Raw genomic sequence first — 20,072 nt, 5'->3', positions numbered from 1 at the left:
CTCAACGCTCGCTCCTCGCCATCTCAGGCCGCTGCGCGCGAACCCTGCGTTTCGAAATAGTCGATCATCATGGTGAGGACATGGCGCAAGGACCGCTCCTGCTCGTCGAGCCTGGCCTCGATAGCGACAAGACGCTGGCCGAGATCGTCCGGCACTTCGCCCGACGATTTGCTCTGTCCCAATTTCTCCACTTCGCGGCGCAGTGCCATCATGTGCTTGTCACGGTGCGCGAAGGCCGCTTCGATCGCTTCGATCTGGTGGTCGAGCAAGCCCTTGTTGCGGGTTTCCGCATCACCCTGCGCATCGGCGGCTGGACGCCGCGCTTCGTCCTTCACCTTGGCGATCGCGTCTGCGGCGGGGAGATCCCGGTCAGGACGCGGTTTCGCAGCTGCATCTTCGGCAGCCGCAGCGGCATCACCAGTCATCTCTTCGACGACTGCGTCGAGCATGTCCGTGTCCAGCACGGATTTCTCTTCGACGGCTCCGAGCAGAAGGAGGCGCGTCATGACCTGGTTTACCTTGCGCGGTATCCCACCCGTCGTCTTGTGCAGCCTTACCCAGATGCTGCCATCGAATTCCGGAGAACCCGTCCAGTCCACATGCTGAAGGCGATGCATCACATAAGGTTCGATTTCGCCGGGCTGCATCGGCTCGAGATGATGGGAGGCGATGACCCGCTGGCGTAACTGCTCCAGTTCATCCGACTGGGCCAGAAGCTGTTTGAACTCTGGCTGCCCAAGCAGCAATGTCTGAAGCAACGGATGTGAGCCCAGCTGAAAATTCGACAGCATGCGCAGCTCTTCGAGGGCGCCAATCGAGAGATTCTGGGCCTCGTCAACGATCAGCAGTACACGGCGGCCATTGCGTGCCTCTTCGTGGAGGAATAATTCGATCGCCGCCAGCGCAGCCGCCTTGTCACCGCCGGCGATGTCGAGACCGAAACTTCGCGCCGCAACGTGGATCATCTCGTCATCGTCCAGGGCGCTTGTCACGACTTCGCCAACGGTCATCCGTTCGGCATCGAGCTTCTGCTTCAGATGCGCGACAAGCGTGGACTTACCCGAACCTACCTCCCCGGTGATGACGACAAAACCTTCGCCCTGATTGAGGCCGTAGCCGAGATAGCTAAGCGCTTTCTTGTGCGTGAGGCTCTCGAAATAGAAAGCCGGATCGGGCGTGAGCTGGAAGGGGCGCTCGCTGAAACCGTAGAACTCTTCGTACATGGCGCGCTGTCCTATCAGAAATCGTAACGCAGGCCGAGAAGGGCCGATGCAGTTGTGAAATTATCGGGTGCAAGATCGCTGTCGAGCATCGAGATGGCGACGGCGGCACGTGCCGAAAGGTTGCGATATATCTCTTCGGTATAGCTTCCCGAGGCGCCGATGGCGCGCACGCTATCCGTTCCCAACGCACCGCTATCGAACCAGCTGGCGAAGGTGTTGATGGCAAAGGAAGCCCGCGAGCCCACTGGCCCGGACACGCCTGCAGTCACGTAATAGCTTTCGTCGACTACCCCATCCGCAAGCTCGAGCACGGTTCCCGGCGCACCGATAAACCGGCGGCGGTCGTATCCGGCCCCGATGCCGGCGGTCATCCGGCCGATTTGCCTGCTGTAACTTGCGACTACACCCCGTCCGCGAAAGACCGATGATCTCAGCGATCCGAACAGACCGTCAATGCAGCCGTTACCGTCGACCGTGTTAACGCAGCCGGTCAGCTCGCCTGTGATCGGATCGCGGATCACACTGAAATCGGTCGGTAAGGCTGCGATCGCGTTGTTGAGACGTCCACCGAAGCCCTGAATACCGTCATATACGGCAATCTGCAGGTTGCTGCGGCGGTTCGGCTGCCAGCTAAAGCTGCCGTAGAATGTTTCACTGTCGTACCGATGCCCGAAATGCGCCTCGAGCTGGGTCCTGCTGCTGGGGCTCCAGACGACGCCTACGTCCCAGATCAGCCCGCTTGCATCGTAAGCGATGACACGCGGGGCGGCGGGATCTGTAAAGAAGCGTCCGTTTGTGTCGATCACCGGATTGCCATCCGCATCACGCAGGGCATCCCGGCTCGACACCTCTACATCCTCGACACCGACCCCCGCCACGAAGGCCAGCGTCGGTGTGATCGGAACGGTCACATCGCCGCGTACATAAGTGTCGCGCACCCGCTGATCGAGGTTGGAAACGTCCTCCTGATAGAAGCCGGCACCTACGCCAACGCCCACCGGAAAAGGACGGTATGGGCGCGTTCCGGCCCTCAACGTTGCACTGTGGGTGATGCTGTCGTCGAAGAGGTCCGCGGGCGTTCCGCCTGCTGTCACGAAATCCAGACCGTCCACGCGGGTATAGCCAATGCGGTAATTCGCGCTAATATCGACATCGCCGGCGCGTGTCTGAAGGTTGGGTCCGGCATAGACCGAATAGGTCTGGGTCGACAGATTGTCGTCCACGATCGGGTTGAACACTGAGCGCCCTTGAGCATCGACGCGCGTGCTGCTTGCCAGCGCACCTGCCTCGACGGTCAGCACCCGCGGAATGATCGAGGCGTAACCCCGCGCCAGACCCGTGATAGTATCCGAATCCGCACCGTCGGACTGATGGGCGAAATTGCGCTCGTAACGCAGTGAAACGCTGCCGCCGTTGTTGCGGCCGTTAATCGCTGCATCAACGCCGGCTGCAAGCTGCGTATAGGTCACCACGTCGCTCACCGGCGAAATCTGCCAAGCGACGATATTGTTGAATTCGATGTACGGATCGATGGCCATGCGTCCGCGGCCATTCGAGGGGGCTTCGCTCTCGTTCGCGGTCGTATCTTCGCCCGAGTAAGTCTGCGCCTGCAACGGCGCCGCAACCATCATCCCAAGGAGCATCAGGCGACGTGCAAGCCAGGACACCTTTTCGTTACAAGACATGGAGTTATTCCCCATATCCATAGTAACTTCCGAACTTGCGTCCGCTCGGGCTGAATGTCGCATCATTGAGCACCAGCTTGATGTCTGGACATGCCGACAGGAGATCGATGGCATCCTCCAGCGCAGCGCGGCTGCTCATGTCCGCACGCGCGACGAGCAGCGCCTGGCCGACGTGCTTGGCAAGTTCGGCGGCAGGTGTGGCTGCCAATGTAGGCGGGCTGTCAAACACGATGATCCTGTTCGGGGCGCCGCGTGTCAGCCTGTTGAGGACGGACCAGGTGCGTTCACTAGCAAGATATTCGCTATCGCGGCCTGTGCGCTGGCCGGCAGGCAGCACCCAGAGCCCAGGAATATCGGTGCCGACTACGAAATCTTCGATGTGAGCCGCCGGATTGGCAAGAACGTCCATGAAGCCCTTGCCGTCGTCCAGGCCCAGCTTGTCCATGATCGACGGCTTGCCGAAATCGGCGTCGACGAGAAGCACTTCCAGATCGCGCTCGCCTGCCAGAGCGATGGCGAGATTGAGCGCACAGAAGGTCTTTCCCTCGTTGGGATGCGGCGAGCACACCAGCACCCGGCGCGCCTGAGGGCTGCCCTCCGCTTTCGCAGCCGACAGAACCTGACGTTTGACGATGCGAAATTCTTCGAGCAGCGTCGATGCGCCGCCGTCGGGATCGATCAGGCCGTTCTCCCGCAGCAGCGACCGCACCACTTCGTGTTTGGGACCGGTGAATATTACGGCCGGAGTTTCCGGCTCTACAGGCGCTACCACCGTCGGCGCAGCAACATCTACCGACTGCGCCGGCTCGCCGATCCAGTCGGATGCGCGCCGCTTGGGCGTCTCTGCAACAGGCTTTGAGGCCGGCTCCGGCTTGCGCTTTGGTGCAAACTTCTTCGCTTGCTCCCCGTCAAGCTCGCTAGGCACGGCTGCCGGAACGAGAGCATCCAGACCGAATGCACCGCTGGCGCGTTCGAACAGCGATGCGCTTTTCTCCTTACCCGCGTCTTCCTTGGGCGGTACGATATTCGTTGGCTTGTTCACTGACACGATCCCCTCAGGCCACCGATCCGACCTGGATCATCTCGACTGCCAGCAGCAGGAAGCAGACTGCCCCCAGCCCGCCCGCGCCAGCCAGAAACTGTTTCAACCGCAATTTTTCGTGTCGCCGTGCGGCGTCGGTCATCGATCGGGAAATGGTCCCGATGACCGGCAGGTCCAGCGTGCGCTGCAATTTATCGGATGTAGTGAAGCTCGACGTGAACTGCCCCATGACGAAGGCGACGGCCGAACCGGCTCCGATGCCGAGGATCAGGACCACGAACAAGAGCAACGGGCGGTTGGGTGCCGCTGGTCTGCGCGGAGCTGTCGGCTGGTCGATGACTTCGAACTTGAACGCACTACGCTCGGTTTCAACCTGACCACGAAGGCGCATTTCCTCACGGTTTCTCAGCAGCTCATCATACTTGTCTTTAAGTACCTGATAATCGCGGCTGATGCGGTTGGCCTCGGCGGCAACGGCTGGCTCATCCGCCTGTGCTGCGATCAGCGCCGAGATGTCCGATTGCAAGGCCGCCTTGCGTGCCTCCAGCGCCTGGACATTGGCTTGCCGTTCGGCACGAATGGACTGAAGCGACGTGTAGGCCGGGTTGGGCGAACCGCCGGTTCCGGCAGGTTCGTTTGCGGCCTGCTCACGCAGCGCTTCCACCTGACGCTTTTGCGACTGGATATCGGGATGACTGTCCGTGAGGCCGCGCGCGCGCATGGCGGCAAGCTGCGACTGCGCCTGAGCCAGCGCGTTACGGGCACCGCCACTATCGGCCGTCATGATGCTGCGCGGCGTGCTGGCAAGCTGCCCATTGATGGCGGCAAGCGCGCTTTGCGCAGCAGCGATATCGGCATCCACCCCTCGCATTTCGGTGCGCATGCCCTGCAGACGCCCCGCGACCGTTGCCGTGCCGCCTACCAGATCGGGGTTCTGCGCCTCGAACGTCAGCCGGCGCTGCTCCGCCGATTCCAGTTCGGCCTTGCGATCGTTCAACTGCTCGTCGAGGAATGCGATGGTGCTCGCAACTTCACCGCGATTGCCGGCTACGTTCGATTCCCGAAAAATGTCGATGAGGCTCTGAACCACGTCCTTGGCGAGCGCGGCATTTTCAGCATCGCTCAGGTTAGATTTGCCGATGGTGGCGGTAATTTCGAACAAATTGTCCTGCTCGCTTTTGACGACGATGCTTTCCGTCAGGCTCTTGACCGCGGCCTGCATCTCCGCATCCGTCACCACTTTCTCGCCCAGCTTCGTGGTGCGGATCACCCGTTCCAGATTGACCCCGCTTACCAGGGTCTGGCGAACCTTGGTGATGGCCTGCTTGCCATCGCCGGATATGTCGAGCTGTTCGGACAGGACATCTTCCAGTTCGACGTAGATCCGCGCCCTGCTTTCATAGCTGTTGGGGATGAATGCGATCGCCAGCCAGCCAAGGACGCAAATGACCCAGGCCACGCCGAGCGCGACCCAGCGGCGGTTCCAAACCGTATGCAGCGCGCTGCGGATCTCGTCGAAGACTTCCTGCATGCCCCGGCTGATCCCTAGAAGGTGCTTTCGGGAATGATGATCACATCACCCGGCTGGAGGAGAACATTGGCCTTGCTGTCGCCGCGCTTCAAAAGATCGGTCAGGCGCAGCGCATATTCGCGCTGGTTTCCAACCTGCTTGTCGAAGCGGATCAGTTTCGCACGATTGCCGGCAGCGAATTCCGAAAGGCCGCCCACCGCGATCATCGCGTCTAGCACGGTCATGTTGGCCCGGTACGGCAGCGAAGCCGGTTTCTCCGTCGCGCCCACGATGCGGATCTGCTGGCTGAATGTACCGGCGAATTCATTGACGATGACCGACACCAGCGGATCTTCGATGTACTGGCTAAGCTGGAGGCGGATATCCTCCTCCAGCATGGACGGCGTCTTGCCCACTGCCGGCATGTCTTTCACAAGCGGTATGGTAATTCGGCCGTCGGGGCGCACCTGAATTTTTTCGGCACCCAATTCCGGATTGCGCCAGACGTGAATGGTCAACTCATCGAGCGGACCGATCACATATTCCTCGCCCGGACCTTCCTGCATGGCGACGAAGGTTGCCGGAGGAAGCTCGGTTTCAGGCCCGCTCGCGCAGCCGCCCAGAACAAGCGTAGCGGCAACGCATCCGGCTGTAAGCGAAGCAATTCGGGTTAAGCGCATTAATCATTTCCCTGGCATCGTCCTGGAAAGCATCGAACGAGTTGCGCGCCCGATACTCCCCGTTATGGAACAGCTAATGCCCGAAATAGGTGAACAGACTGTTAGCCATAGGCCGTCGAAACCGCAGATTTCACGGCGATTTTGCATTAGTCGGTTTTGATCAGACCAGCATCTCTATTGCAGGACCCTGTCCCAAAAAGGCACTGGGTGACGCACTGGCACCATAAGCGCCCGCGCAGAAGACCGCGATCAGATCTCCAACCTCGGCCCGTGGCAGGTGGGCCTTGTCCGCCAGACGGTCCAGCGGGGTGCACAGACACCCCACGACATTGGCTTCTTCCTCCGGCTGCACGTCGAACCGGCTCGCGATTGCCACCGGATAGTTTCGTCGTACCACAGTGCCGAAATTGCCGGAGGCTGCCAGCTGGTGATGAAGGCCCCCATCGGTCACGAGATAGGTTTCGCCGTAGCTCACCTTGCGGTCGACAATGCGTGTGAGATAAACTCCTGCTTCGCCAACAAGATAGCGACCGAGTTCAATAAAAAGTTCAGCATCCGCCAAAGTGTCGGGCAATGCGGCAAACTGCGCCTCGAGCGCCTGCCCCACAGCGTGGACGTCGAGCGGTTCGTCACCTGGAAAATATGGAATGCCGAAACCGCCGCCCATGTTGAGCTTGGGCAATGGAACGTCTGCTTCCCGCGCAAGGCGATCCGCGCAATCGAGGACTTTGGCCTGCATGTCTATTACCGCCTCGGCGGAAAGGGCCTGACTTCCGGTGAAGATATGCAGTCCGCGAAAATTGCAGCCCGTTTCTACAATCTTCTTGATCAGCGATGGAACCCGCTCCGCATCTATGCCGAACGGTTTCGCCCCGCCCCCCATCTTCATGCCCGAACCTTTAAGTTCGAAATCGGGGTTCACCCGAACCGCCAGCGATGGGGTCAAGCCCAGGCGCTCGGCGATAGCAATTGCGCGACCGGCTTCCGCCTCGCTTTCCAGATTTAATGTCACGCCGGCCGTAATAGCGGCTTCCAGTTCGACATCGCGCTTGCCGGGACCGGCGAAACTCACGCGAGACAGATCGAAACCCGTCGCCCGAACCATTTCCAGTTCACCACCGGAGGCGATATCCAATCCATCGGCCAACTTCGACACGAATGAAAGAAGTGGCGCAAAGCTATTTGCTTTTATGGCATAATTTATCTTCAATCGATCTGGCATCGCTTCGCGAAGATCGGCGAACCGCTGCTCTATCCGTGTCTGCGAATACACAAACAACGGGGTTCTGCCGGCCTGCTCGGCCCAATGGCTCACCGGCTTTCCGCCAATGGCCAGTTCGCCATCGATCGCCTGGAAACCAGGCGGAATTGGCCCCAGCGGCTTCATGCGCCGATCTCCGCAGCCAAGGCTGTCCGGTCGATCTTACCGTTCGGGTTTACCGGCATCACGTCGCGCCAGTGAATGACATGCGGTTGCATGAAGTTGGGCAGTTCCTTTTTAAGCTCTTTCACGAGCGCTTCCTCGCTGTCGAGCGCAGTCGGCGTCGGCCTGACGATCAGATGGATGGCGTGCCCCAGCCGCTCGTCCCTGACTCCCAGGGCCACGGCTTCTGCGACCAATCCGGTCGCCAGAGCAGCACTTTCCAGCTCTTGCGGACTGATACGATTGCCCGAACTCTTGATCATGGCGTCGCGCCGCCCGACGAAATAGAGAAATCCGTCCTCATCCCGCCGGACACGGTCGCCAGACCATACGGCCGTTCCGCCATATCTCGAGCCAGCGGGCGCGGGTTTGAAGCGCTCCGCAGTCCGCCCCGCATCTTGCCAATATCCTTGCGCCACCAGCGGCCCGCAGTGCACCAGCTCGCCTTCCTCGTTAGCCGCGCTAATTTTGCCTTCGTCATCGACCACAAGGATTTCCGCGAAGGGTATCGCCTTGCCCATCGAGGTTGGGTGCGTGTCCACCAGTTCTGGATCGAGATAGGTCGAGCGAAAAGCCTCGGTCAGGCCGTACATTGGAAACAGGCGTGCCTCCGGGAAGAGTGCGCGTAGTTCACGTACCAATTCGCGCGTCAGGGCCCCTCCTGTATTGGTCAGCCTCCGGATGTCGGCGATTGCATCGGCAGGCCATTCGATCTCGGTCAGCTGGACCCACAGTGGTGGGACAGCGGCAAGCGTCGTGACGCCATATTTTGCGCAGGCCTTGGCCACATCTCGGGGGAAGAGATAGTCGAGCGGAACCGCACAAGCTCCGGCAAACCATGTCGAAAGCAACTGGTTCTGGCCATAATCGAAGCTCAGCGGAAGGACTGCCAGCACGACGTCATCCGCTGCAAGGTCGAGATAGTTCGCCACACTGACGGCACCCAGCCACATATTCGCGTGGCTCAGCATCACGCCCTTGGGCTTGCCGGTGGAACCGCTTGTGTAAAGGATTGCCGCCAGTTCGTCGGGATCGTGGCGGGACGGGGGCAACTCGGCACCTTCAGCCTCTGCCAACCCGAATATTTCGCTTTCATCAAGGGCCTCGCAGCCCGGCGGTAGATCTTCATCTTCCAGAGACGTCAGGCGCGCCTTCGTGCCCATCAACATGGTCGAGCCGCTGTCGGCCAGAATATGCGCAACCTGGGCCCGTTTGAGTAGTGGGTTGATCGGCACATGGACCAGCCCCGCCCGCGCCGCCGCCAATGGCAGCAGACAAGTCAGCTCGCCTTTTGCCGCCCAGCTTGCCACTCTATCGCCCTTGGCCGCACGACTTGCCAGCCATCCGGCCAGAAGCGAGACACGATTCCTCAACTCCTCAAAGGTAAGAGTGCGATCACGCAGCACCAGCGCAGGTGCCTGTGCACTCCCGCGCTCGGCCAGTTGATCGAGCGGATAGGGCGTGGGATCAGGCATTAACGCTCCGAGGGAAAGCCGTTGGACATCGCAGTCAGCTATCACGACACGGTTACCAAACTGCAAGGGCTTGATCTGTCGGCCAGCAGCCCTTTCGACAGGCTCGAATGGTACGCCCTGCTTGAATACCCGCTGTTCGCGATGGTGGAACGGCGGGGCGACCGGGTGGTGGTTCCGCTCCAACGGCACGCAAATGGTCTTTCTTCGCTGACGAATTGGTTCAGCTTCACGTGGCGACCTATTGGAAAGTCTCGACAATTAATTCAGGAATTAGCACGCGATCTGCGGTCGCGAACGCATCGAGTCACACTCTTCCCTCTTCCCGATGAGGACGGCACGGCGGAACAACTGGAGAAAACTTTCCGAGATGCGGGTTGGTTTGTGCTGCGTGATCAATGCGATGAAAATCACGTTCTGCCCGTAGCTGGCCGAACATTTGCCGAATATTGGGCCGGACGCCCTGGCAAAATGCGCACCACGCTCAAACGCAAGGCGAAGAAGGTCGACGTCGATATACTCACACATTTCGATGAAACGGCCTGGGCCGCTTATAAGGCGATCTATTCGGAAAGCTGGAAACCGGAAGAAGAGCGGGCCGATATTCTCGAAGCTTTCGCAGCGGCCGAAGGCGCAGCCGGTCGCATCCGGCTGGGCATTGCGCGCGCGGACGGCGTCCCTGTCGCCGCGCAGTTCTGGACGGTCGAAAACGGCACTGCCTATATTCACAAGCTCGCGCACATTGAAGCCGCGACAGCCTTATCGGCCGGCACGACGCTCAGCGCCGCTCTATTCGAATATGTCATTGATACCGACGGGGTCGAACTGGTCGATTTCGGGACGGGCAGCGATGCCTACAAACGCGACTGGATGGAACAGGTGCGACCCCGTTTCAGGCTCACCTGCCTCGACTGGCGCCAGCCGCGAGCCTGGCCTGCCATCGCCAAGGCCTTTGTACGCCACCTTGCACCGCACAATCGCCCCAGCTAAGGCCTTCGCCTCGAGTGAAAGGCCAACGACAGGGAACGCCGAAGCAATGATTGCCGAAACCGCACAAGCCGAGCCTACCGGGCCGAGCCGCAGCGATATCGACCAGACGCTCCGCGCGATCCTGCGCGATGTTCTCGGGCTCGATCAGGATCAGGTAGACAGCTTCACTGGAGAAACGGGCCTGTTCGGTCATCTGCCGGAGCTCGATTCTATGGCGGTGGCCGGATTGCTGACCGAAATGGAAGACCGGCTCGACATCATAATCGAGGATGACGATGTCGACGGAGAGATGCTGGAAAACTTCGGCGGCCTCCTTGCCTTTGCCGAAGCGAAGGTGATCGAGGGCTGACCTCCTCCATGTATTCAGTTTGGTCTTGCCCATTGCCCGATGGCGGCGTGGGTGAGGAAATGGTGCTTGGTTTCGACGAAGCGCGCGAAAAGCGGATATTGGTTATCCCTCCCCTGTTCGAAGAAGCGAACAGATTGCGCCACCAAATCGTTGAAACAATGCGGAAACTCCATTCACGCGGCGTAGACTGCTTTCTACCTGACCTGCCGGGATGGAACGAGAGTCTGGCGGATTTCGACAACCAGTCGCTCGCCCATTGGCGGGTCGGCATCGCCGCTGCGGTGGAGACTTTCTGCACGACCGCTATTCTCGCCGTCCGCTCTGGCTGCTGGCTTGTGCCGGAGGACGGTAAAGGCTGGCTCTATGCCCCACCGAAACCTCAGCAGATCCTTCGCAACATGCTCCGAGCACGCATCCTGAGCGCGCGGGAAGCCGGACGGGAAGAAATCACGGAAGAGCTCCGGAAAACCGGCCGGGAACGGGGTATCACGCTTGGCGGGTGGCCGCTCGGCCCTGAATTGTTTGCAGAGCTCGAAACCGAAGATTTCGCTGCTCCGCCGGGCTATTCAGTCGTCGAACAAGCGGATGTGGGCGGAACGCCGCTCTGGCTGCGCGCCGAAAACGATTTCGATCTCGCACAGGCCACAGCGCTTGCCTCCATCGTCGCAACAGACCCTAGCAAATGAAACGGCTCGCGTTCTCTTTCGAGTGCCAGGACGCGCGCTGCGGCGCGACACTCGACAGTGCGCCCGGAACGACCGGGCTGCTCCTCGTCAGCGGCGGCAATGAAGTTCGTGCAGGCGCATTCAATTCTCAAGCTCGGCTTGCTGCCGCCATCGCCCGTGCGGGTTTTCCGGTGTTTCGCTTCGACAGGCGAGGGATTGGGGACAGCGAAGGTCAAAACCGCGGATTTCGCAATTCAAGCAAAGACATGGAAGCCGCTCTTCTTGCATTTCGTGCACTGGCACCGCAGGTCGAACGCGTCGTCGGTTTCGGAAATTGCGACGCGGCAAGCGCACTCATGCTAAATGCCGGCGCCGAATGCGACGCCCTCGTGCTCAGCAATCCGTGGACGATCGAGAACGACGGCGACAACATACCGCCGCCTGCTGCAGTGCGTTCGCGCTATGTCGAAAAGCTGAAAAACCCCAAGGAACTGCTGCGCTTGGCGTCTGGCCAGGTCGATCTGAAGAAGCTCGCGCGCGGATTACGCCAGGCTTCGAAGAAACAATCCGCGCCCTCTTCGCTTGCCGATCAGATGCGCGCGGGCATAGCGGGCTTCACGGGACCCGTTCGTATCCTCCTGGCCGAGACCGACAGGACGGCCCAGTTGTTCGATGAACGATGGGACGCTGCGGACACGCGGATAAGGCGCTGCAAAGGTGCGGACCATGCCTATTCGACGCCGCAGGCGAGCGAGTGGCTGCGCGCGCAAATCCTCGAGGTTCTGCGCCGCTAGCGCGTGAAGTAACTGGTCAGTTCGACATGCGTCGACCAGCGGAATTGCCCGACTGGCCGCAGCTTCTCGAGCCGGAAACCCGCATCAACCAGTACTCTGGCATCGCGCGACCAACTGACAGGGTTGCAACTGATGTACGCCAGGCGCGTGGCCTCGCTCGCCGCAATCTGAACCACCTGCTCCCGCGCGCCCGCCCGGGGTGGATCGAGAACCAATGCCCCGAACCGGCTCGCCTCATCTGCCTGCAGCGGATTGCGAAACAAATCACGATGAAGCGTGTGCACCGGTATCTGCCGCCCATTCGCAGCCGCCTTGCAGGCGAGATGCGCATCGCGCGCCGCCTCTACTGCCAGCACCTTCCGCGGCCCCGCCAAAGCAAAGGCGAACGTGCCGAGGCCTGAAAAAAGATCGGCCACGGTCGTAGCGCCATCCAGAAAGTCCAACGCATCGGCGACCAGTGCACGCTCGCCATGGACTGTGGGCTGGAGGAAGCTACCGTGAGGAAAGGGCACCGCAATGTCGCCCAGCCCAACGGTAAGCGGCTCGGGCTCCCAGCTTGTTTCCGGGCCAAACCCGCGGTCCACAGAAAGGCGAGCCAGGGAATTCTCACGCGCAAAGTCCAGCAGAGCTTCCGCCGCCGCCAGCCCATCGGCCTCGATACCCTTCAGCGTACAATCGACGCCCTGATCGACCAGCGTCAATTCCACGTCGACCGCTTGCCGGCCGCCATAACGACCGATCAGTTTTCTCAGTGGCTCGACCAGGGCGAAAAGCTCGGGCACGAGGATGTGGCATTCCTGCATGTTCACAATTCGGTGCGATCCGCTTTCGCGGAAACCCAGCACGGCGCCCTGCGCGGTCTTCAGCGCATGCAAGGTAGCGCGTCGGCGCGACCGTGGCGGGGAGAGCTGCGTCGCAAGCACTTCACCAACGTCGAGATCCTGAGCCCTGGCGGCTCCGACGACGCGGTCTGTCACGAACTGCCGTAGCGCCTCTTCATCGACATGCTGCAACTGGCACCCACCGCAGACCGGGAAATGTCGGCACGGCGGGTCGGCGTGATGCGGGCCTGCCCTCAGTGTGCCATCTTCGCCCACGGTGTCGCCCGGAACGCCGCCGGAAATGTGCCTCCCCGACGCGGTGACGCCATCGCCGCGCGCAGCAATGCGGATGATTTCTTCGGTTTCACTCACAGGAAGGACGCCATGGCCGGTTTTACTGCGTGAGCAAGTTCCCCTGCAGAAAATGCCGGGGATGCAAGGCGCGCCGCTTCGTGGTGCAGCCATACGCTCTCTTCGGCTGCACGCCGCGGATCGCCATGGGTTGCGAGCCGTGAACCCAGGATCCCAGCCTGTACATCGCCGGACCCTGCCACGGATAGCCAGCTTGAGCCTCTAGGGAAAAATGACGTCATGCCGTCATGCGCAAGAACGGTGTCGGGCCCCTTGGCCAGCACCGTCAGGCCGGTGACATCCGCCAATGCGCGTGCCCGATCGAGCTTGCTTTCCGCCGTGACGCCAAACGTCTCGCAGAGTTTTGCCAGCTCTCCTTCGTGAGGCGTCACGCACAAGGTCTTGGCGTCGGCCATCGCAAGAAGTTCCGGGTCGAGAAGATGCAGCCCATCCGCATCCAGCACTGCCGGTTTTCCGCTTTCCAGAACCTTGGCCAGCCTTTCACGAGCCGCGTCGTCGCGGCCTAGTCCCGGTCCGATCAGCAAAGCCGAAATCCGCCCGTCGGAAAGCACATCGGCGAGGCTGCCCTGCTCGATCACGAGTTCGGCCGGCGCATCGGGATGAGAATGATCGCTGAACAGTTTCACATAACCCGCCCCCGCGGGCATGGCTGCCTCCGCGGCAAGCAGTGGCGCGCCGGGCATTGCCCCCGCCGCGATGGCCAGCAGCCCGCGATTGTATTTATGGGCATCGGGCTTGGGCGAAGTTATCGTCGGCGCGGCGGAAACCGTCGATGAAACATCTTCGAACTGCAGCCCGATGGTAACCAGTCGCTTCTCGCCCATCGCTGCCATAGCCGGCATGAGAAAATGGGCCTGCTTCCACGCGCCGAGAGCCAGTGTCAGGTCGTACCGAGGAAGCGGCCCAAGCACGCGCGCAGCGTCACTCTGCACTGCACTCGGGACATCGATAGCTATTTTATAACAGGGTGATGCTGCCAGTTTCTCCAGTATTTTCGAGAATGGCTCCTCGACCTCTCTATCCAGGCCGTACCCGAACAGACAATCGACCGCCACGCCTGTGCGCAGAGCGCCGTCGCGAGTGACCTTGCCCTGAAAGGCGGACCGCGCCTTGCGAGCGGTCTCGCTCTTCGGCTCCACGGGCGCAATCACGTCCACTTCGTACCCCGCCCGGCTCAACACGTCCGCGATCACGTAACCGTCACCGCCATTGTTCCCGGGTCCGCAAAGCACCGTGACCGGTCGCCCTGCAGCCATGCGCATGACCCATTGCGCTGCGTTGGTCCCGGCGCGCTGCATCAACTCCCACTCGCTGGTCCCGCGATCCATTGCGGTTTTCTCCGCCTCGCGCATCTCGGCGACGGTGAGCACAGGCTCAGTCACGTACGGGCTTGCCCCAGCGATAGCGATCCTCTCCGATCGCAAGCACGACCGCGTCCCCTTCGCGCCAGCTTTCCGCCTCCTGCGCGCCGTCGAACTCGGCCAGGCCGGACACCGTTTCAGCGCGTGCGAGCCTGCGGAAACCGCCATCCGGGTGCCGCATGATGAGGTAGTTCGCACTGCCATCGCTCACTTCGACGAGACGGCATTCGCCGGTGAAGTCGGTTGCCCCACCCAGAGCGCAGGAAATCGTTGATCCACCTTCGCTCGCAATCTCGGGCGAAACCTCGCACGCTCCAAGACCGAGCGATGCAACCAGAAGAACCCAGAGGGATCGTTGCGGAAAAGTCATGCGTAGCCGCTGCCACGCACGGCGCTCGGGGGCAAGTCTCAGCGCGTTTTCAACTGGCCCACATCCCGGATTGCCCCGCGCGCCGCAGAGGTCGTCATCGCGGCATAGGCTTCCAGCGCTGGCGAGACCCGCCGGTCTCGCGGCTGGGCAGGAAGCCAGCCCTTCTTCTCCATGACGGCGCGCCGCTCGGCCAGAACTTCGTCGGACACGGCAAGATTGATCGTGCGCTCGGGTATGGAAATTTCGATCCTGTCCCCCTCCTCGACCAAAGCGATCGCGCCGCCTTCCGCGGCTTCGGGCGACACGTGGCCGATCGACAGGCCTGACGTTCCTCCCGAAAACCTGCCGTCGGTCAGCAGGGCGCAGGCTGCGCCCAGCCCCTTCGATTTCAGATAGCTCGTGGGATAAAGCATTTCCTGCATGCCCGGTCCGCCCCGCGGCCCTTCGTACCGGATGACCACGACATCGCCCTCGACAACCTGCCCCGTCAGGATCGCCGTCACCGCGTCGTCCTGGCTCTCGTAAACCTTGGCTGGGCCCGAGAAGTTCAGAATGCTCTCATCGACCCCCGCGGTCTTAACGATGCAGCCATCGCGCGCGATATTGCCATAGAGCACGGCCAGCCCGCCGTCCTTGCTGAATGCGTGTTCAGCGCTCCGGATAACCCCGTTTTCGCGGTCCGTATCGAGCTCTTCCCACCTGCGCGACTGGCTGAAAGCGGTCTGCGTCGGCACCCCGCCCGGCGCCGCCGCGAAAAATTCGCGGACCTTGTTGTTCTGCGTGCGGCCAATGTCCCAGTCATCCAGCGCATCGGCCATGGTCGGGCTGTGTACGGTCGGCAACGCGGTGTGAAGCAGGCCAGCCTTTTCCAGCTCGCCGAGGATCGCCATGATGCCGCCTGCCCGGTGGACATCCTCCATATGGACATCGCTTTTCGCCGGTGCGACCTTCGACAGGCAGGGGACATGACGGCTCAACCTGTCGATGTCCTTCATGGTGAAATCGACCCCCGCCTCATGCGCGGCAGCAAGCAGGTGCAGCACGGTATTCGTCGAGCCGCCCATCGCGATGTCGAGGCTCATCGCGTTCTCGAACGCTTCGAAGCTGGCGATGGAACGTGGCAGGACGCTCTCGTCATCCTCCTCGTAATATCGCTTCGCCAGCGTCACCACCAGCCGCCCTGCCCGTTCGAACAGACCTTTGCGGTCGGCATGCGTGGCGAGCTGCGAACCGTTACCGGGAAGCGAGAGACCGAGTGCCTCGGTCAGGCAATTCATCGAATTGGCCGTGAACATGCCGCTGCAACTGCCGCAGGTCGGGCATGCGTTCTGCTCGATGGCCGTCACTTCCTCGTCCGAATAGGCTTCGTCCGCCGCGGCGACCATGGCATCCACCAGGTCGAGGGCGACCTCCTTGCCTTTCACCACAACCTTGCCTGCCTCCATCGGACCGCCGCTGACGAACACGGCAGGAATGTTCAGTCGCATCGCGGCCATCAACATGCCCGGCGTGATCTTGTCGCAATTCGAGATGCACACCATCGCATCGGCGCAGTGGGCGTTGACCATATATTCGACGCTGTCGGCAATCAGGTCGCGGCTCGGCAGCGAATAGAGCATGCCGTCATGCCCCATGGCGATCCCGTCATCCACCGCGATAGTGTTGAATTCCTTGGCCACGCCGCCCGCAGCCTCGATCTCGCGGGCGACCAGCTGCCCCAGATCCTTGAGATGCACGTGCCCTGGCACGAACTGGGTAAAGCTGTTGACCACCGCGATGATCGGTTTGCCGAAATCACCGTCTTTCATGCCCGTCGCGCGCCACAATCCGCGCGCGCCGGCCATGTTGCGGCCGTGGGTGGTGGTGCGGGAACGATAGGCGGGCATGGCAGGTCTCTCTTGGCTTCAAGGCGAAGCCTAGCAGACAGCGAAGCCTACGCTAACGGAAGAATGCCCGTGGTCCGGCCAAGCTCGGCTTTACACCTCCAGCGCGACGCGACCCATGATGTCTGCCAGCATTACCGCCCAGCGCGCCTGCCCTGCGGCCGTATCGATCTGATCCTGTCGTATCTCGACCGTGCAGTAGGGAATGCCATTGGCCTCGGCATGGCGATCCATCGTGGCGTTGAGCTGCTTACCCGAATAGGGCTGGTTGTCGCCCACTGTCAGGCCCTGTTCGCGAAACAGCCGAATGGCATGCTGCGCCGCTCTCTCATCCTGATTGTACAGCAGGGCGACTTCCCAGGGTCGCTCTTCGTCGCTCGTCGCCAGGCTGGGCGTGAAGCTGTGAACTGCCACCAGCATACGCGGCCGGGCACGTTCGATCAGTGCCGCCAAAGCGTCGTGATATGGTCGATGATAACGTGCGAGCCGCATTTCCACATCTGCGCCGATATTACCCGGGATCAGGTGCCCGTCGCTGGTCGTCGGAACAACGGCCGGTTCGTCTTCCTTGCGGTGAAAATCGCAAACGAGACGGCTCACGGTGGCGATGTGCACAGGCAGATCGTGGCGGCGGGCAAGACGATCCGCGACGCCTTCCACCCCGATATCGATCGCGATGTGATCGTTCATCAGCCTGGGATCGATTCCCAGCTCGATTCCCGCTGGAACATGGTTCGATGCGTGATCGGCCACTACCAGCAATCCGCCGGGTCGAATGTCGTCCACATTCACCTGGCGATAGGGCCGACCGTCGATCATCTGAGCTTTCCTCGCATCTGCCACCAGCTGGGATGGTCGGCGGCCATGCGTTCCGCCGCTTCGTCCCGCGCTGCCTTGTCATCGAACAGCGCGAAACAGGTCGCGCCCGAACCGGACATACGGGCGAGAAAGGGCGAAGTTCCGCGCAAAGCGGCAAGCACCCCGCCGATCTGCGGGCACAGCGAAAGGGCGGGTGCTTCGAGATCGTTCCGCCCTTCTAGAGTGATCGTGCGGGCATCGCCATCGGGCAAGGCGCCGCGATCCTTCTCGTCCCAATGTTTGAACACCGGCCCTGTGGAGAGCGGGACGCGCGGGTTCACCAGCAGAACGGGCGTGCCCGCCAGACTGTTATCTGCCGGTTCGAGGTCGGTGCCGGTGCCGCGCCCGATACAGGTACGACTTTCGACACAGGCGGGTACATCCGCGCCCAGTGCAGTTGCGCGCTCGTGCCAGTCGTCCGGCAAACCATGAAGCTCTTTCACGATGCGAAAAACGGCCCCGGCATCCGCCGAGCCCCCACCGAGCCCCGCTGCAACAGGGAGGTTTTTCTCCAGCGTGATCCTGAGCCCGTCGGCGCGCGGCACCTTGCCCAGCGCCCTTGCCACCAGATTGTCGAACGGATTGTCGAGACCGCCCGCGAACTCGCCCATGACCGTGACGGCATCCTGCGCCGCGCTGGTGGCTGTCAGCACGTCCCCCGCATCGACGAAGGCGAACAGCGTCTCGAGCTCGTGATAGCCATCGTCCCGCCGCCTGCGAACATGCAGTGCCAGGTTGATCTTGGCATACGCGGTTTCGACATGAGCCACGCCACAACTCCCCGTCATTGCGAGCGAAGCCAAACAATCCCTGGCGTTATCGCCCGGATTGCCGCGTCGCTTTCCCCCTCGCAATGATGGAGAAAGCGACGCTGACGATTACATATTCGGGTAGTTCGGCCCGCCGCCGCCTTCGGGCGTGACCCAGGTGATGTTCTGGTTCGGATCCTTGATGTCGCACGTCTTGCAGTGGATGCAGTTCTGCGAATTGATCTGGAACTTGGGCTCCGCGCCTTCTTCCAGGATCCATTCGTACACGCCCGCCGGGCAGTACCGTGCAGACGGTCCTGCGAAGACCTCCAGCTCGCTTTCGCGTTGCAGCTCCATGTCCGCGACCTTCAGGTGACACGGCTGATCTTCGGCATGATTGGTGTAGCTGAAGCTCACGTTTGTCAGCCGGTCGAAACTCAGTACGCCGTCGGGCTTGGGATAGGCGATCGGCTTGAAGTTGTCGGCCCGCTCCAGCATCTCGTAATCGCGGTGATGCTTCATCGTGATCGGCAGTCCGATCTTCAGCGTGCGCATCCACATGTCGATGCCCGCGATGACCGTACCCAGATCCTCGCCCCACTTGGCGACGGCGGGCTGCGCGTTCTTCACCTTCTTGAGCTCGTCTGCGATCCAGCTGTCGCGCACGGCGGCATCGTAATCCATCAGCTCGGTATGCTCGCTACCGGCAGCGATCGCCGCAGCGATGCTCTCCGCGGCCAGCATCCCGCTCTTCATCGCGGTGTGGCTGCCCTTGATGCGCGGGACGTTCACGAAACCGGCCGAGCAGCCGATCAGCGCGCCGCCGGGGAATGCCAGCTTGGGCACGGATTGCCAGCCGCCTTCGTTGATCACGCGCCCGCCATAGGACACACGCTTGCCACCTTCGAGGATCGCGGCGATGTCGGGATGGTGCTTCCAGCGCTGGAATTCCTGATAGGGCGACACATACGGATTGGCGTAATCGAGCGCGGTCACGAAGCCGAGCGCCACCTGACCGTTGGCCTGGTGATAGAGGAAGCCCCCGCCCCAGGTGCCGGTTTCGCTCAGCGGCCAGCCCTGCGTATGGATCACGCGGCCGGGCTCGTGCTTGGCCGGATCGATGTCCCACAATTCCTTGACGCCGAGACCGTAGACCTGCGGTTCGCAATCGCCCTCGAGGTCGAATTTCGCCTTCATCTGCTTGGTCAGATTGCCACGCGCCCCTTCGGCGAAGAGGGTGTATTTCGCATGGATTTCCATGCCCGGCTGGTAATCGGCCTTGTGGCTGCCATCCTCGGCGATGCCCATGTCCTGCGTGACGATACCGGTCACTGCACCCTTGTCGTCGAACAGCACTTCTGCGGCGGGAAACCCGGGGAAGACCATCACGCCCAGACCTTCGGCCTGCTCGGCCAGCCAGCGACACATATTGCCCAGCGATCCGGTATAATTGCCGTGATTGCTCATGAAAGGCGGCAGCAGCATCTCGGGAAGGTCGGATTTTCCGCTTTCGGACAGCACCCAGTGGTGGTTCTCCGTCACGGGAGTTTCCGCCATCGGGCAGCCCTGGTCGCGCCATTCGGGCAGCAGTTCGTCCAGCGCACGCGGATCCACCACAGCGCCCGACAGGATATGCGCGCCGATTTCGCTGCCCTTTTCGAGCACCACGACTTCGAGTTCCGCGTTCACTTGCTTCAGCCGGATCGCCGCGGCGAGGCCTGCCGGGCCGCCGCCGATGATCACGACATCGCAGGGCATGGATTCGCGTTCGCTCATGTCTCTCTCTTTTCGTCGCTTTACTGTTGCGAATGCCTTGATTGGTGGC

The 20,072-nt window shown here is 61.5% G+C and carries 18 protein-coding genes; 4 read left to right on the top strand and 14 right to left on the bottom strand.

Annotated elements, in window-relative coordinates:
* Positions 1 to 23: 23 nt before the first annotated feature.
* The 7 genes from K3177_RS11280 to K3177_RS11250 form a co-directional block, all read right to left on the bottom strand.
* Positions 24 to 1,223, bottom strand: a complete 1,200-nt coding sequence (locus K3177_RS11280) for an XrtA/PEP-CTERM system-associated ATPase (RefSeq protein ID WP_221598335.1) — start codon at positions 1,221 to 1,223, stop codon at positions 24 to 26.
* A gap of 14 nt (positions 1,224 to 1,237) precedes the next feature.
* On the bottom strand, positions 1,238 to 2,908 hold the full coding sequence (locus K3177_RS11275) for a preprotein translocase subunit YajC (RefSeq protein ID WP_247714432.1): 1,671 nt from the start codon (positions 2,906 to 2,908) through the stop codon (positions 1,238 to 1,240).
* Between the two features lie 4 nt (positions 2,909 to 2,912).
* Positions 2,913 to 3,950 carry a P-loop NTPase family protein gene (locus K3177_RS11270; RefSeq protein ID WP_345725395.1) on the bottom strand — a complete coding sequence of 346 codons (1,038 nt, stop codon included), beginning with the start codon at positions 3,948 to 3,950 and terminating at the stop codon, positions 2,913 to 2,915.
* Positions 3,951 to 3,963: 13 nt separating this feature from the next.
* Positions 3,964 to 5,481: an XrtA system polysaccharide chain length determinant gene (locus K3177_RS11265; RefSeq protein ID WP_221598333.1), complete on the bottom strand. Its 1,518-nt coding sequence runs from the start codon at positions 5,479 to 5,481 to the stop codon at positions 3,964 to 3,966.
* Positions 5,482 to 5,495: 14 nt separating this feature from the next.
* Positions 5,496 to 6,140 (bottom strand): XrtA/PEP-CTERM system exopolysaccharide export protein, encoded by a 645-nt coding sequence (locus K3177_RS11260; RefSeq protein ID WP_103023730.1) that lies wholly within the window; start codon positions 6,138 to 6,140, stop codon positions 5,496 to 5,498.
* 160 nt (positions 6,141 to 6,300) lie between these two features.
* On the bottom strand, positions 6,301 to 7,527 hold the full coding sequence (locus K3177_RS11255) for a pyridoxal-dependent decarboxylase, exosortase A system-associated (RefSeq protein WP_221598332.1): 1,227 nt from the start codon (positions 7,525 to 7,527) through the stop codon (positions 6,301 to 6,303).
* Positions 7,524 to 9,038, bottom strand: coding sequence for an acyl-CoA ligase (AMP-forming), exosortase A system-associated (locus K3177_RS11250; protein ID WP_221598331.1), 1,515 nt, complete (start codon positions 9,036 to 9,038; stop codon positions 7,524 to 7,526). The genes K3177_RS11255 and K3177_RS11250 overlap by 4 nt, the downstream gene beginning before the upstream one ends.
* A 21-nt stretch (positions 9,039 to 9,059) precedes the next feature.
* Here K3177_RS11250 and K3177_RS11245 point away from each other — a divergent pair, with 21 nt between their 5' ends.
* From K3177_RS11245 to K3177_RS11230, 4 genes are read left to right on the top strand one after another with little or no spacing between them, the layout of a single operon-like run.
* Positions 9,060 to 10,025 carry a GNAT family N-acetyltransferase gene (locus tag K3177_RS11245; protein ID WP_247714431.1) on the top strand — a complete coding sequence of 322 codons (966 nt, stop codon included), beginning with the start codon at positions 9,060 to 9,062 and terminating at the stop codon, positions 10,023 to 10,025.
* A gap of 46 nt (positions 10,026 to 10,071) precedes the next feature.
* Positions 10,072 to 10,374, top strand: a complete 303-nt coding sequence (locus K3177_RS11240) for a phosphopantetheine-binding protein (RefSeq protein WP_221598330.1) — start codon at positions 10,072 to 10,074, stop codon at positions 10,372 to 10,374.
* A gap of 8 nt (positions 10,375 to 10,382) precedes the next feature.
* On the top strand, positions 10,383 to 11,060 hold the full coding sequence (locus K3177_RS11235) for a hypothetical protein (RefSeq protein WP_221598329.1): 678 nt from the start codon (positions 10,383 to 10,385) through the stop codon (positions 11,058 to 11,060).
* Complete coding sequence (locus tag K3177_RS11230; protein ID WP_221598328.1) at positions 11,057 to 11,833, top strand: hydrolase 1, exosortase A system-associated; 777 nt, start codon at positions 11,057 to 11,059, stop codon at positions 11,831 to 11,833. Before K3177_RS11235 ends, K3177_RS11230 begins: the two co-directional genes overlap by 4 nt.
* On the opposite strand, the gene K3177_RS11225 is transcribed toward K3177_RS11230, so the two are convergent.
* The 7 genes from K3177_RS11225 to K3177_RS11195 all read right to left on the bottom strand — a co-directional run bounded on the left by K3177_RS11225 (position 11,830) and on the right by K3177_RS11195 (position 20,023).
* Positions 11,830 to 13,026, bottom strand: coding sequence for a class I SAM-dependent RNA methyltransferase (locus K3177_RS11225; RefSeq protein ID WP_221598327.1), 1,197 nt, complete (start codon positions 13,024 to 13,026; stop codon positions 11,830 to 11,832). The genes K3177_RS11230 and K3177_RS11225 overlap by 4 nt on opposite strands.
* Complete coding sequence (locus K3177_RS11220; protein WP_345725394.1) at positions 13,023 to 14,408, bottom strand: NAD(P)H-hydrate dehydratase; 1,386 nt, start codon at positions 14,406 to 14,408, stop codon at positions 13,023 to 13,025. Before K3177_RS11220 ends, K3177_RS11225 begins: the two co-directional genes overlap by 4 nt.
* Entirely contained in the window at positions 14,401 to 14,757 is a 357-nt protein-coding gene (locus tag K3177_RS11215; RefSeq protein WP_221598326.1) for a hypothetical protein, read from the bottom strand. Before K3177_RS11215 ends, K3177_RS11220 begins: the two co-directional genes overlap by 8 nt.
* Before the next feature lie 38 nt (positions 14,758 to 14,795).
* The gene (ilvD, locus tag K3177_RS11210) at positions 14,796 to 16,643 is read right to left on the bottom strand and encodes a dihydroxy-acid dehydratase (RefSeq protein WP_221598325.1); all 1,848 of its coding nucleotides are present in this window, start codon (positions 16,641 to 16,643) and stop codon (positions 14,796 to 14,798) included.
* Positions 16,644 to 16,733: 90 nt separating this feature from the next.
* A complete protein-coding gene (locus K3177_RS11205; protein WP_196846035.1) occupies positions 16,734 to 17,459 on the bottom strand; it encodes an N-formylglutamate amidohydrolase in 726 nt (241 codons plus the stop codon).
* The gene (locus K3177_RS11200) at positions 17,456 to 18,286 is read right to left on the bottom strand and encodes a 4-(cytidine 5'-diphospho)-2-C-methyl-D-erythritol kinase (RefSeq protein WP_221598324.1); all 831 of its coding nucleotides are present in this window, start codon (positions 18,284 to 18,286) and stop codon (positions 17,456 to 17,458) included. Before K3177_RS11200 ends, K3177_RS11205 begins: the two co-directional genes overlap by 4 nt.
* Positions 18,287 to 18,376: 90 nt before the next feature.
* Positions 18,377 to 20,023, bottom strand: a complete 1,647-nt coding sequence (locus K3177_RS11195; RefSeq protein WP_221598323.1) for an electron transfer flavoprotein-ubiquinone oxidoreductase — start codon at positions 20,021 to 20,023, stop codon at positions 18,377 to 18,379.
* Positions 20,024 to 20,072: the final 49 nt, after the last annotated feature.

This window comes from Qipengyuania pacifica, assembly GCF_019711555.1.
Lineage (GTDB): Bacteria > Pseudomonadota > Alphaproteobacteria > Sphingomonadales > Sphingomonadaceae > Qipengyuania > Qipengyuania pacifica.
The sequence above is the reverse complement of the archived record's forward strand: the minus strand, read 5'-3'. Positions and strand labels throughout refer to the sequence as shown.